12 protein-coding genes are annotated in these 12,330 nt (G+C 61.7%); 5 read left to right on the top strand and 7 right to left on the bottom strand.

All coding sequences use genetic code 11. The features are described from left to right. The 3 genes from glgA to PspTeo4_RS10695 form a co-directional block, all read right to left on the bottom strand. Nucleotides 1–1,560 (bottom strand): glycogen synthase GlgA, encoded by a 1,560-nt coding sequence (glgA, locus tag PspTeo4_RS10705; RefSeq protein ID WP_322363710.1) that lies wholly within the window; start codon nucleotides 1,558–1,560, stop codon nucleotides 1–3. Between the two features lie 666 nt (nucleotides 1,561–2,226). Further along, nucleotides 2,227–2,832, bottom strand: a complete 606-nt coding sequence (locus tag PspTeo4_RS10700) for a TIGR00730 family Rossman fold protein (RefSeq protein ID WP_322363709.1) — start codon at nucleotides 2,830–2,832, stop codon at nucleotides 2,227–2,229. 206 nt (nucleotides 2,833–3,038) lie between these two features. Continuing rightward, nucleotides 3,039–4,457 (bottom strand): PLP-dependent aminotransferase family protein, encoded by a 1,419-nt coding sequence (locus tag PspTeo4_RS10695; protein WP_322363708.1) that lies wholly within the window; start codon nucleotides 4,455–4,457, stop codon nucleotides 3,039–3,041. A gap of 223 nt (nucleotides 4,458–4,680) precedes the next feature. Between PspTeo4_RS10695 and PspTeo4_RS10690 the strand changes: the two genes are divergently transcribed. Together PspTeo4_RS10690 and PspTeo4_RS10685 are read left to right on the top strand one after the other, a co-directional pair. After that, a complete protein-coding gene (locus PspTeo4_RS10690) occupies nucleotides 4,681–5,136 on the top strand; it encodes a carboxymuconolactone decarboxylase family protein (RefSeq protein WP_322363707.1) in 456 nt (151 codons plus the stop codon). A gap of 79 nt (nucleotides 5,137–5,215) precedes the next feature. Further along, nucleotides 5,216–5,536: a multidrug efflux SMR transporter gene (locus PspTeo4_RS10685; RefSeq protein WP_322363706.1), complete on the top strand. Its 321-nt coding sequence runs from the start codon at nucleotides 5,216–5,218 to the stop codon at nucleotides 5,534–5,536. A 31-nt stretch (nucleotides 5,537–5,567) separates the two neighbouring features. Here the strand turns inward: PspTeo4_RS10685 and PspTeo4_RS10680 are convergent, their stop codons facing one another. Next, nucleotides 5,568–6,524 carry a GlxA family transcriptional regulator gene (locus PspTeo4_RS10680; protein ID WP_322364840.1) on the bottom strand — a complete coding sequence of 319 codons (957 nt, stop codon included), beginning with the start codon at nucleotides 6,522–6,524 and terminating at the stop codon, nucleotides 5,568–5,570. Nucleotides 6,525–6,640: 116 nt separating this feature from the next. Between PspTeo4_RS10680 and PspTeo4_RS10675 the strand changes: the two genes are divergently transcribed. Together PspTeo4_RS10675 and PspTeo4_RS10670 are read left to right on the top strand one after the other, a co-directional pair. Further along, complete coding sequence (locus PspTeo4_RS10675; RefSeq protein WP_322363705.1) at nucleotides 6,641–7,636, top strand: SLAC1 anion channel family protein; 996 nt, start codon at nucleotides 6,641–6,643, stop codon at nucleotides 7,634–7,636. 148 nt (nucleotides 7,637–7,784) lie between these two features. Continuing rightward, nucleotides 7,785–8,729 carry a malate dehydrogenase gene (locus tag PspTeo4_RS10670; protein ID WP_322363704.1) on the top strand — a complete coding sequence of 315 codons (945 nt, stop codon included), beginning with the start codon at nucleotides 7,785–7,787 and terminating at the stop codon, nucleotides 8,727–8,729. A 59-nt stretch (nucleotides 8,730–8,788) separates the two neighbouring features. On the opposite strand, the gene PspTeo4_RS10665 is transcribed toward PspTeo4_RS10670, so the two are convergent. Next, nucleotides 8,789–9,241 (bottom strand): MarR family transcriptional regulator, encoded by a 453-nt coding sequence (locus PspTeo4_RS10665; RefSeq protein WP_322363703.1) that lies wholly within the window; start codon nucleotides 9,239–9,241, stop codon nucleotides 8,789–8,791. An 81-nt stretch (nucleotides 9,242–9,322) separates the two neighbouring features. On the opposite strand from PspTeo4_RS10665, the gene PspTeo4_RS10660 reads away from it, so the two are divergent. Continuing rightward, the gene (locus PspTeo4_RS10660; protein WP_322363702.1) at nucleotides 9,323–10,489 is read left to right on the top strand and encodes a PLP-dependent aminotransferase family protein; all 1,167 of its coding nucleotides are present in this window, start codon (nucleotides 9,323–9,325) and stop codon (nucleotides 10,487–10,489) included. A gap of 38 nt (nucleotides 10,490–10,527) precedes the next feature. Here PspTeo4_RS10660 and PspTeo4_RS10655 read toward each other — a convergent pair whose 3' ends face one another. Next, a complete protein-coding gene (locus PspTeo4_RS10655) occupies nucleotides 10,528–10,971 on the bottom strand; it encodes a heme-binding protein (protein ID WP_322363701.1) in 444 nt (147 codons plus the stop codon). Nucleotides 10,972–10,973: 2 nt separating this feature from the next. Beyond that, complete coding sequence (locus PspTeo4_RS10650) at nucleotides 10,974–12,317, bottom strand: amidohydrolase family protein (RefSeq protein ID WP_322363700.1); 1,344 nt, start codon at nucleotides 12,315–12,317, stop codon at nucleotides 10,974–10,976. Between the last annotated feature and the right edge of the window lie 13 nt (nucleotides 12,318–12,330).

The raw sequence follows: 12,330 nt of genomic DNA, 5'->3' as shown, positions 1-12,330 counted from the left end.
TCAGTAGTGGCTGAACTGCGCCTGCTTGACCAGGTCCTCGTAGAGGCGGGCGTAGGGTTCCACCGCCTGGCACCAGTTGAACGGCTGGGTCATCGACAGGCAGCGCATGGCGTTGAGCAGGTTGGGCTTGCTGTAGACATAGAAGGCCCGGCTCAAGGCTTCGCGGTAGCTGTCCACGGTCGACTCATCGAACAGGAACCCGGTGACGCCGTTCTCGATGGTGTCGGCCAGCCCGCCGGTATTGCGCGCCACCGGCAGCGAGCCGAAGCGCTGGGCGTACATCTGGCTCAGGCCGCACGGCTCGTAGCGCGACGGCATGAGCAGGAAGTCGCTACCGGCGAACATGCGCCGTGCATCGGTTTCGTTGAAGCCGATGCGCACGCCGATACGGCCGGGGTGGCGCAGGGCCAACTCGCGCATGGCTTGCTCTTCTTCCGGCTCGCCACGGCCGATGATCGCGATCTGCCCACCTTGTTCGACGATGTAGTCGGCCACTCCCAGGGTCAGGTCCAGGCCCTTCTGGTACACCAGCCGCGAAACCACGGCGAACAGCGGGCCTTCGGACGGTTCCAGTTCGAACAGCTCACGTACCTCGTGGGTATTGCGTGCCTTGCCTTCCCAGTCATTGATGCTGAAGTTGTGCTGCAGGTACTTGTCGGTGGCCGAGTCCCAGCTTTCGTCGATGCCATTGGGAATGCCGCCGAGCAGGCCTTGCTGGGCCTTGCTGGCCAGGAAGCCATCGAGGCCGCAACCGAACTCGGGGGTGGTGATTTCCCGGGCATAGGTGGCGCTGACCGTGGTGATGTGGCTGGAGTAGGCCAGGCCTGCCTTGAGGAACGACAGCTTGCCGTAGAACTCCATGCCTTCCTGCTGCATGGCGTGTTCGGGAATCGCCAGCTCCGGGCTGCAGGCGCGGCTGTACACGCCCTGGTAGGCCAGGTTGTGGATGGTGAACAGGGTCGGCGTGTTGAGCCCACGCCAGTGCATATAGGCCGGGGCGAGGCCTGCCGGCCAGTCGTGGGCGTGCACCACCTCGGGTTTCCAGTGAATCATGCCTTCGCCAGCAGCGATTTCAGCAGCGGCCAGGCCCAGGCGTGCGAAGCGGATGTGGTTGTCGGGCCAGTCGCGACCGTTGTTGGCACCATAGGGAGTGCCATCGCGCTGGTACAGCTCAGGGCAGATCAGTACATAGATGACCAGCCCGTCGGCCAGGTCCATGCGTCCGATCTTGCAGGGCGGCAGGGCTGCGTGGCCGCCCAGTTCGCCGACGATGTGAATCGGGTTATCGCTCTCCATCACCTGGCGGTAGCCGGGGATCAGTACCCGGACATCGTGCAGATGTGCCAGTGCGCGCGGCAGCGCCGCGGACACATCGCCCAGGCCGCCGGTCTTGACCAGGTCGGCGATTTCCGAGGTGACGAACAGGATCTTGCGCTTGTTGGGGTTGTGCTGGCGCTGGGCGCCAGGTGCCTTGGCTGTCGTGGCGAAGTCCGGGGTGAGCGGTTCGCGATTGTCCGGTTGGAATGAATCTACATGAGGTTCGACAGCGGCACTGATCATACTTCTCTCCGTCCCTATGTTCTGGTCGGGTGCTGGCACCCGTTGCGATATATCGTGCTGGTTCTCTCTGAATGCGTAACTTCGTAGTGCAGTCCTTGCCCCTGAGTCGTGCGCGCAGGCACTGCGCGATCGGCATTCCGGCCGAAAGCGTTTGACTGAATGGGGTGGGCGAGCCTTAGCGTGGGAAGTCCCTTTGCAATGGCCTATTTACTCCATGACCCGCCGCCTTTTCAGAAAGTTCGACTTTTTTCCGTCGCTTTTCTACAGAGCAAATCGCGGGCCGAAAACAGAGTGTAGGAGACGCGGAGATAAAAAGGTGACCCGTCGGTCACTTTCGTTATGACGCGCAATAGACGCAAACGTTGGCGTGTGTCACAGGATGTGAATCGGGGTGTTCGAGGGTGGGGCAGGGGGTGGAAGGCGTGCGTCTTGTTGTGGCGGGTGGGCAGTCAGTGCACTAATTTGGTGCCTTGCTGCCTGTGCCGGCCTCATCGCCGGCAAGCCGGCTCCTACAGGTACCGCGGTGGTCTCAAGGTTGGTGCGGCTCATGTGGGAGCCGGCTTGCCGGCGATGAGGCCCGACCAGACAACCCAAATCGGCCGAGTGGGTGCAGCGTCCGCTGTTCAGTCGGTATCTGCACCTGGATCAACGCAGACTCTCCAGAACTCAAGCAGGCCTGTGTGGAGGCTCGATCCATTTGTCGACCATCGGCTCTTGCCACTGTTTCAGCGTATCGATCAGCACCGATGGATCGGTGTGATAAATCAACATATCGCTGTGTTCCACTTTCATGAACCCTTCAGTCACGGCGTGCTTGAACAGGCTGCGTACCGGCTCGAAAAAGCCACCGATGTTCATGCAAGCCACGCCTTTGTGGTGCTCGCCCAATTGGGTCAGCGTTGCCACCTCAAACAGCTCTTCAAAAGTTCCCAGGCCGCCGGGCAAGGCAATGAACGCATCGGCGCATTCGCTCATGCGTGCCTTGCGCCCGCGCATGTCTTCGGTCACCTCGTAGCGGGTCAGCTGCTGGTGCATGTGCCCGCGGTTGAACAGTAACTTCGTAATGATACCGACGACTTCGCCACCTTCGGCGAGCACGGTGTCAGCCATGACGCCCATCAGGCCTTTGTCGGTACCACCGTACACCAGGCGCAAACCGCGTCGGGCAATTTCCCGGCCTAGGGCGCGAGCGCCTTCCACATAGTCAGGGTTAAAGCCATGGTTGGAACCGCAGAACACGGCAATGCTGCGCAATGGATGGCTGTTGGTCATCGAGTTGTTCCTGGAAGGGGGACTGATTCAGGCCCGCACGGTCATGAGCCAGGGCGACAACAGAAGTCCGGATCACACGCAGAATTTTCATTGGACCTTGGCGTTTGATGGGGCTGTTGGTGGTAAGTAGCGGGTGCATGGTGCAGCCGCTTGGGCCAGTGACAAAGAGCCAAGAATTGTCCGCGTGAGTGGACCATGAGCCTGCTTCAGAGCAGCGCCACGATGCGCTCGCCCAACCGTTCGGCGCTGGCTTGCGAATCGATGTTGGCAAAGCCCAGCATCAGGCCGCACTGGCTTTCGGGACCGATATAGCACTCGCTCAAGGCTTCGGCGTAGATCCCCGCATTCAGCAGGCGTTCGACCAGCTCGCGGTCGGACTGCGCACGGGTCAGGCGCAGGATCAAGTGCATGCCGCCGGGCTGTGCATCGATCTGGATGTGTTCGCCGAGGACCTTGCTCAGGCCGTTGACCGCCGCTACCCGGCGTTCGCCATAGAGCTTGCGCATGCGCTGGATATGCCGGGCGAAATGTCCCTCGGTGACGAAAGTGCTGACGATGGCCTGGGTCAGCTCCGGGACGCCGCCAAGGAACGTCCGGGCGACCTGCTGGAAACGTTCGACCTGAGATGGCGGCACCACCAGATAGGCGATCCGGATACCGGGAAACAGCACCTTGCTGAATGTGCCGGCGTACAGCACGCGACCCTCGCGATCGAGGCTTTTCAGGGCCGGCAGCGGGCGGCTGACGTAGCGGTATTCGCCGTCGTAGTCATCTTCGATGATCCACGCCTGCTCGCGGGCTGCCCACTCCAGCAGTTGCAGGCGCCGCGGCAAAGACAGCGACACGCACAACGGACTCTGATGTGCTGGCGTAACCACTACCGCGCGGGCGGTGGGACATTGATCAATGCCCTGGGTGACTTGCAGGCCATCCTGGTCCACGTCCACAGGTTGTACCCCGATCTGCAAATACTCCAGCAACTGGCGGGTAGGGGGGTAGCCGGGGTTTTCCACGAGGGCCCGATCACCCGCTTGCAGCAAGGCGTGAACGATCAGCGTCAGGGTATTGCGGTAGCCCGAGGTCACGAACACCTGGGAAGGCAGGCAATTGATGCCACGCGCCAGTTGCAGGTAACTGGCAATCGCGTTGCGCAGAGATTCCAAACCTTGGGCCGACGGATTGGCCATGTCCGCAACCCCTGTGGCGCGCACGCAACGGGCACCGATCTGCGCCCAGATTTTTCGTGGAAACTCATCCAGCGCAGGCAAGGCCATCTGGAAGGGCAGTACCGCCGCCTTGTGCCGCACCGACGCGCCGGGCGCTGGAGTCGATGGGTGATCGGTGTGCGCCTGTCGCGGCCGCACGTTCAGCCCGGCGGCCACCACGGTGCCGGCCTGACCGCGCGGTTGGATATAGCCCTCTGCCGCCAGCAGCGAATATGCGCTGTCGACGGTGCCCCGGGCCAGCCCAAGCTCCTTGGCCAGCGACCGGGCTGCAGGAATGCGTTCGCCCGGCGCGAGCACGCCATCGGTGATTGCCCCGCGAAAACGCCAGTAGATTTGCCGGTAGATCGGTTCCGTCGAGGTGGGGTCGAGGGGCGACTGGCTATTGAAGGGACTGGTCATGGATGCACTCAGGGAAACTGCCCTTGCCGCAGGCAGGAAAAAAGCAGCCTACAAGCCTTCACGGTCTTGCTCCAAGGGCCATGATTGACCTTGGCGACTGGGCCATGAGCATGCCTTGTCGGTCGCCCTATGGCCCAGTTCACAAGCCAGAACATGGCTCTTCAACCATAGGCCAAGCAGGCCCAGGATGCAGTCCTCCAAACAGCAAACCCGAGGATTCATCATGACTCAACGTATCGACTACGCTAGTGCTGCCCCGGAAGGTTACAAGGCTTTCGGCAACGTTTATGGCTACCTGCTCAAGACTGATCTACCCACCGAACTGATCGATCTGGTTTACCTGCGGGTTTCGCAAATCAATGGCTGCGCATTCTGCATCGACATGCATTCGCGTGACCTGCTCAAGCTCGGAATTGCAGTCGAAAGACTGGTAATGGTGCCGGTATGGCGTGACGCCGGGGAATTGTTCAGCTCTCGGCAACGCGCTGCGCTTGCCTGGGCGGAGTCCGTCACCAGGGTTTGCGAGACAGGTATTCCCGATGACGACTACGTTGAAGCAACTGCCGAATTCAACGACAAGGAACTGACGGACCTTACCTACGCCATCGGCTTGATGAACGCCTTCAATCGATTCGGTGTTGCCTTCCGCTCGTCCCCAGATGCCGTTAATCGGGCTTGAACGGCCTGCATGGCAATCCCCTCACCAAGCCTCGCCTGGCGCACATCGCCTGGCGAGACATGTTACGGAGTTACCACTTATGGCATGGGCCCTTCTGGGAGTAGCCGGGGTTCTTGAAATTGCATTCGCCTATTACTTGAAGGGGTCTGAGGGTTTCACACGTTTGATACCTGGACTGCTTGCTGTTGGCGCCGGCCTGTCGAGCGTGTTTCTACTTTCGCTGTCGCTGCGAACATTGCCCGTTGGCACTGGCTACGCGGTCTGGACCGGCATCGGAGCAGCAGGCACCGCAGTGCTCGGGATGGCGGTATTGGGCGACGCGATGGCGCCGTTGAGAGTGCTCTGCATTGTGATGATCTTGGCCGGTGTTATCGGGCTGAAGTTGGTATCAGGAAACTGAAACGACTCACCCAGAAGAACTCCTTTCCACATCACCCAGACGAAAACCGCTTTCGATAATCACTCGGCCCAACCCCGAGCCGCCGCATGAACGCCCGTCTGAAGCCGTCCGCATTCGCATAACCCACGGTGTCGGCCAAGCGTTTGAGGGATACATCCGAATCCTCGATCAGGCGTCTGGCCGCATCGATGCGGGCCAGTTCGACAAACTCTCCTGGTGTGAATCCGGCCTCCTGCTTGAACGTACGAGCAAAGTTGCGTTCGCTCATTCCTGCGCGGGCGGCCAGCGTGGGGATGCTCAGGTCGGCCTTGAGGTGGTTCAACACATAACTCTGTACATCACTGATCACACTGCGTTCGGCGGTTTGGGCTGCCAGCTGTGCGCTGAACTGCGATTGCCCGCCAGGGCGCTTGAAGAACATCACCATTTCGCGGGCAACGCTGAGCGCCAGTTCCCGGCCGTGGTCTTCCTCCACCAGCGCCAGGGCCAGGTCCATGCACGCCGTGACCCCGGCGGAGGTATAGAGATTGCCGTCCTTGATGAAGATGCTGTCAGGTTCCACCTCGGCTTGCGGGTGTTCCTTGGCCAGCCTGGCGCTGGAGTTCCAGTGGGTCGTGACGCGTCGTCCATCGAGCAAGCCCGCTGAGGCGAGCAGGAAAGCACCACTGCAAACCGAGCACAAACGCCGTACTGTCTTCGCTTGCTGGCGAAGCCACGCCTGCAACACAGGATTCGAGGCGATGGCGTCTACGTGCGGGCTGCCGGCCACCAGCAGGGTGTCGATTCTTCCTTTATAGGTTTCGAATGTCTCGTCGATGGCGATTTTCAAGCCGTTCGAGCCTTTTACCAGGCCCTTCTGCGTGCCGATCACTTCAACCCGATAAGCACGGGGGTTGCCAAGTTGGCGCGACGCCTCCGCGAACACGTCAGCGGGGCCAACGACATCCAGCAACTGCACACGAGGGAATGCCAGCAGTGTGATGCGCATGATTGTCTGCTCTCGTCGAATCATTGGCTGAATACGTCGTAATGCGACGGTTTCGGCCATCTAGTGTTTGGCTGAAAATAGCTTCACCAGCAAATTCGGTCAAACGGGAGACAACCATGAACACTGTATACGCCTCCACTGGCGCTGCAGCGCGACCAGTGCGCACGCCATCCATGAGGAACCTGCCCATCAATCTGTTTGGGGCGGTGATGGGCCTGGCCGGGCTGGCCCTGGCCTGGCGCTTGAGTGGGCAATACTTCGGTATGGGCGGCGCGCTGGGTGAAGCGATTGGTGCACTTGCCGGCCTGGTTTTCGTGGTGTTGGCGGTGGGGTATCTGGCCAAGTGGGTGAAACACCCTGAGGCGGTAAAGGCGGAGTTCAATCATCCGATCGCCAGCAACTTCTTCGGCACCGTCACCATCGCCATGCTGCTGCTTTCGGCGGTGGCTGCGCCGCACAGCCAATGGCTTGGGCAGGCGTTGTGGGTTCTGGGCAGTCTGTTGACTGTATTGCTGGCCGGCCTGGTGGTTTCCCGGTTGCTGGCAGGCGGGCACGAAGCTGCCAATGCCGTGCCGGTGTGGCTCATCCCGGGCGTTGCCACCCTGGATATCCCGGTAACCGGCGCGCATATGCCTATGGCCTGGGCCGCGCAGTTCAATATGTTCGCACTGGCGGTGGGGGCAACGCTGGCATTGATCTTCTACACCCGGATTTTTGCGCGGCTGGTGCATCAACCCGCCTTGGCCAAAGGCATGGTGCCTTCGCTGATGGTGCTGATCGCGCCGTTCGCCGTAGGTTTCCTGGCGTACACCAACCTGTTCGGGGAAATCGACCGGTTTGCCAGCGTGTTGTTCTATTTCGCCCTGTTCCTGTTCGTGGTACTGAGCTTCAAAGTGTTCCGTCGTGATGTGCCTTTCAGCCCTGCGTGGTGGGCCATCAGCTTCCCCATCGCAGCGCTGAGCAATGCGGCGCTCAAATATGCCCACGCGCAGGGCAGCACTGTGCTGATGGTTATCGCGGCGGTGATCCTGCTGTTTCTCACGGTGGCGCTGACTGTGCTGCTGCCCAAAACCCTCGGCAGCCTGTTCAGTGGAAAGTTGCTGGCTAACTGACTTTTACCTCCCCTTTGGCGAGCCTCATCGGCTCGCTTTTTTTGCTCAGCAGCAAGTCAGCACCTGCGAGTGGCCATTTAGCCCCGGCAGTCAATACTTCTCTCTACAAGCAGGCGTGCTGCCGATGGCGCGCCGCGGGAGGTGACAGGTGAACAAACTCTCAATCGTAGGTGCCGGAATGGTGGGCGAGGCGGCGGCCCAGATCATCGCCCGGGAAGAGTTGTGTCGCGAATTGACGTTGATCGATGTCCAGGGCGAGTTGGCGAAGGGCAAGGCGCTGGATGTGTGGCAGGCGGCAGTTGAGTCCGGTTCCGATACCCGGGTTCATGGCGGGGCCGATGCGCAATTGCTGCACGACTCCGAGCTGGTGGTGATCACGGCGGGTGTGCCGCGCAAGCCTGGCCAATCGCGCCAGGATGTATTGAGCATCAACCTGCCCATCATCGATGGCATCATGCGCGATATCAACCAGCATGCGCCGACGGCCACGGTGCTGGTGGTGTCGAACCCGGTCGATGTGCTGACCTATCGGGCCTGGTCGCTCAGCAAACTCGGGCGCAACAAGGTGTTCGGGCAGGCGGGGGTGCTGGATACCGCGCGCATGAAGTGTTTCATTGCCGAGGAAACCGGGTTTTCGGCTCGAGACATTACCGCGCTGGTGCTGGGCGGGCATGGCGATAGCATGGTGCCGCTGATGCGCTACTGCGCGGTCAGTTCGGTGCCGCTTTCGCACTTCCTGTCCAATGAGCAGATAGAGCGGATCGTGCAGCGCACGCGTCAAGGTGGCGGCGAGATTCTCGGGCTGAAGAAGATGGGCAGCGCCTGCGATGCGCCGGGCGTGGCCATTGCGCAGATGGTGGACGCCATCGCCCACTGGCGAAACAGCATTTTGCCGACGGTCGCGATTCTTGAGGGCGAGTACGGGCGCACCGGCATTGCCATGGGTGTCCCCTGTGTATTGGCCGGGGAGGGGATCGAGCGGGTGATCGAGTTGTCGCTGGATGCGCAGGAGCAGGCGATGTTCGATCAATCCGCAGATCAGGTGGCGCGTGATATTGCCGAGATGAATGCGCTGGTGGGCGGGGGAGCATGAGGGAAACGAAGGGGAGCGGAGCGCCGGTCGCTGGCGCTCCCTGGATTTGATCTTGCCTGTCAGAGCTCTTCGTTCAGCCCTTGGTTTTTCCCCAATGCCTGATTGACCGCCAACCAGCCGTTCACGGCGGTCTCTCCGGCTTCTGCGAACGCTCGCTCCAGCAACTTCACCTGCTCACGCCGCAACGTCTGCTCCAGATTAGCGCCATCATCGGTCAGCTCAAGCAGGCGCATGCGCTTGTCGTTCGGCGATGCAGCGCTGTCGACAAGGCGCATTTCCATCAATTGACGCAGCGGAATGTTCAGCGCCTGTTTGCTCACCCCGAGCAATGTCAGCAGTTCCTTGACGCTGAGGCCTGGATAGCGGGCGATGAAAAACACGATGCGTTGATGCACCCGGCTCAAGCCTCTGCGTTCCAGAATCGCGTCTGCCTTGGCAGTGAACGCCTGGTAACCAAAGAAAAATGCCTCCATGGCCTGTTGCTGGGTGCTGCAGTTTTTTAGGTCAATCATGTTGACATATCCGCCAGGGGCGTCGTAATTTCGGTCAAGCAGTTTGACTTATTTCTCCCACGCTTCGCTACCGGTGATCCCATGGCTTTCTCCGAACGTGTCTCGCGTCTTAAAAGCTCCCTGATTCGTGAAATCCTGGCTGCGGCGCAGAAGCCAGGCGTGATGTCGTTCGCTGGCGGGCTGCCTGCCGAAGCGATGTTGCCGACTGTCGAGTGGGCCGATATGCCCGTGGCGATGGGGCAGTACGGCATGAGCGAAGGTGAACCCGCCCTGCGTGAGGCATTGGCCGCCGAGGCCCGTGCACTGGGTATCGAGTGCCAGGCCAATCAGGTTCTGGTCCTCAGCGGTTCTCAGCAGGCCCTTGACCTCGCGGCGAAGCTTTACATCGACCAGGGCACTGAGGTGTTGCTGGAGGCGCCAACGTATCTGGCAGCCCTGCAAACGTTTCAGTTCTTCGGCGCCGATTGCCTCCCCGTACAAATGGCCGCGGATGGCCCAGACCTCGCTTCGTTGCGCAGCCGTCTGGAGCAGCATCGTCCAGCATTCATCTATTTGATTCCGACCTTCCAGAACCCCTCGGGGCTGCGCTACAGCGAAGCCAAGCGAGCTGCGGTCGCTGCATTGCTGGATGAGTTCGGCGTGACGCTGATCGAAGACGAGCCATATCGCGAACTGACCTTTGACGGCGGCACCGCAAAGCCTCTGGTCAGCCACCTGCGCAAGGCCAGCTGGATCTACACCGGCACGTTGTCGAAAACCTTGCTTCCAGGGCTGCGGGTGGGCTACCTGATCGCCAGCCCGGACTTGTTCCCGCACTTGCTGCGGCTCAAGCAGTCGGCCGATTTGCACACCAACCGGGTGAGCCAGTGGCAGGCGTTGCAGTGGCTGGGTACGGAAAAGCTGGAGCGCCATTTGGAAGCGCTGCGCGACTACTACCGGCGCCGTCGGGATGCGTTTCAGGTTGCACTGGAAACGCACTTTTGCGACCTGGCGGATTGGAAAGTGCCCGAGGGCGGGTTGTTCTTCTGGCTGACGCTCAAGCGTCCGCTGGACACCCGCACATTGCTTGAGTCAGCACTGGCGGTCGATGTCGCCTTCATGCCGGGAGAGCCATTTTTCCCCGAGCCCGACAAGCACCTGGGGCATCTGCGGTTGAATTTCAGCCACGTCGAACCCGAAAAACTGGATGAAGGCCTCAAGCGGTTGGCGGCCGTCGTGCGCCAGGCTCAGTGTGCAGAGGCGGCCTGAGGCTGCCAACACCGAGGCAGGCGCTATCGACGTCTGGATCAGGGCTGAAGGTCGCCGGTATCGCCGATCAGGCCGAGCGCTTCGATGGCCAGCAGGGCACAGCGTTCGTCGTTGTCCGAGGTATCGCCACTGACGCCGATGGCACCCAGCACGCGGCCCTCGGCATCGCGCAGCAGAATACCGCCGGGCACCGGGATCACTTCGCCACCTGTGAGGCTGTTGATGGCGTCGAAGAATGCGGGCATCGCCTGGGCGCGGCGGGCCAGTTCGCGGCCGCCGAAGCCCATGCCCAGGCAGCCGCGTGCCTTGCCGGTGGCGATTTGCGGGCGCAGGAAGCTGGCCTGCTCGTCACGCAGGATCGCCAGTGGGTTGCCCGCGCTGTCGAGTACCGCGGCCGCCAACGGCCGCACGCCCAGGGCGCGGGCGTGGCGTAGGGTGTTGGCGGCCAGTTGCGCGGCCCGTTCGAAGTCCAGCGTTGTCATGTTCACAGGCTCCATTTGCCAAGTTCGGCCACGCGGTCGCGGGTATACAGGTCGGTCCATTTCAGCGAGTTGAAGTCCGACACCTGCTTGGGGTTGTAGGCAGTGCGTTGCAGGCGTACCGGTTCGCCGGCCTTGTACACGGCCTGCAGACGGTTGCGGTCCTGGAGGATGCGGATGTCGTCCAGTGGCGAGCCATCGAGTACCAGCAGATCAGCCTGCTTGCCCGGTTCCAGCGTGCCGAGGGTTTCGCCCCGCGGCATCAGCCGTGCGCCGACGTTGGTCGCGGCATACAGCGCCTCGGCCGGGGTGAAGTCCAGGCGTCGCACCAGCAGTTCCAGCTCGCGGGCGTGCCATTCACCGTAAGGCGTGACGGCAAAACCGCTGTCGCTGCCGCAGGCGAAGGGCACACCTGCGGCCTTGGCACGCTTGAGTATTGGCGTGCCGAGCTCCAGGGTCCGTGCGCAGTAGCCGGCATAGCCGGTGCTGATCGCAGGGTCGTGAGGCTGACAGAAGTCCACGGTGTTCTGTGGAAAGGTCATGGTCGGGGCCAGCACGCTACCGGCCTCAAGCAGCGCCTCGATGCAGGCGTCGTCCATGTAAAAGGCGTGGAACACCAGGTCGACACCGGCCTTGGCGGCGTACATCACCGCCTCGCGTCCGTAAGCGTGGGTGGCGACGCGGCAGCCGAGGCGATGGGCTTCATCGACCATTTCGCGGGTTTCGTCGGCGGTGAAGGCGGCGATGATTTCGCCGTTGGGGCGACGATGGGTGCCGTCCATGGCGATCTTGATCAGGTCCACGCCGTCCTTGGCCTGCTTGCGGATCTGCGCTATGGCTTCGGTACGGCTGGTGACCAACGCGGCGGTGAAGTATTCCGGGGCGCCGACGCGGCTGGGGAACCAATCGTTGAGGCTCTGCCGGTTGGTGATCACACGGCTGCTGGCGGCAATGCGTGGGCCTTCGAACAACCCGGCGTTGACTGTGTTGCGTACGGCGATGCTGAGCTGGCCGCTGTCGCCTGGGCAGACCATCGAGGTCACACCGGCGGCCAACACGTGCTGGGCGAAGAACAGCCCGCGCAGGGCGCGGAATTCGTCGCTGGTCCAGATGTCGATGTCCTCTTCGCTCTGGGCATTGCCGAATGCCAGATGGGTGTGGACATCCACCAGCCCAGGCATGACGAAGTTGCCGTGGGCCTCGCGGTCGCCGGGCCGTGGGCGGGGGGCCTCGGAGGTGGGTCCGACATGGCGGATAACGCCGCCTTCAATAATCAGCGTCTGCTGCTGGCGGGCTTGCAGGCCGGTGCCATCGAACAGGGTGGAACAGTGCAGGTGCAGGGCGCCCATGGATGGACTCTCC

The organism is Pseudomonas sp. Teo4 (assembly GCF_034387475.1).
Lineage (GTDB): Bacteria > Pseudomonadota > Gammaproteobacteria > Pseudomonadales > Pseudomonadaceae > Aquipseudomonas.
The sequence above is the reverse complement of the archived record's forward strand: the minus strand, read 5'-3'. Positions and strand labels throughout refer to the sequence as shown.

What these genes read in the sequence shown, in the direction of transcription:
- glgA (WP_322363710.1), bottom strand. Translation starts at nt 1,560, where the DNA reads ATGATCAGTGCCGCTGTCGAACCTCATGTAGATTCATTCCAACCGGAC.
- PspTeo4_RS10700 (WP_322363709.1), bottom strand. Translation starts at nt 2,832, where the DNA reads ATGACCAACAGCCATCCATTGCGCAGCATTGCCGTGTTCTGCGGTTCC.
- PspTeo4_RS10695 (WP_322363708.1), bottom strand. Translation starts at nt 4,457, where the DNA reads ATGACCAGTCCCTTCAATAGCCAGTCGCCCCTCGACCCCACCTCGACG.
- PspTeo4_RS10690 (WP_322363707.1), top strand. Translation starts at nt 4,681, where the DNA reads ATGACTCAACGTATCGACTACGCTAGTGCTGCCCCGGAAGGTTACAAG.
- PspTeo4_RS10685 (WP_322363706.1), top strand. Translation starts at nt 5,216, where the DNA reads ATGGCATGGGCCCTTCTGGGAGTAGCCGGGGTTCTTGAAATTGCATTC.
- PspTeo4_RS10680 (WP_322364840.1), bottom strand. Translation starts at nt 6,524, where the DNA reads ATGCGCATCACACTGCTGGCATTCCCTCGTGTGCAGTTGCTGGATGTC.
- PspTeo4_RS10675 (WP_322363705.1), top strand. Translation starts at nt 6,641, where the DNA reads ATGAACACTGTATACGCCTCCACTGGCGCTGCAGCGCGACCAGTGCGC.
- PspTeo4_RS10665 (WP_322363703.1), bottom strand. Translation starts at nt 9,241, where the DNA reads ATGATTGACCTAAAAAACTGCAGCACCCAGCAACAGGCCATGGAGGCA.
- PspTeo4_RS10660 (WP_322363702.1), top strand. Translation starts at nt 9,323, where the DNA reads ATGGCTTTCTCCGAACGTGTCTCGCGTCTTAAAAGCTCCCTGATTCGT.
- PspTeo4_RS10655 (WP_322363701.1), bottom strand. Translation starts at nt 10,971, where the DNA reads ATGACAACGCTGGACTTCGAACGGGCCGCGCAACTGGCCGCCAACACC.
- PspTeo4_RS10650 (WP_322363700.1), bottom strand. Translation starts at nt 12,317, where the DNA reads ATGGGCGCCCTGCACCTGCACTGTTCCACCCTGTTCGATGGCACCGGC.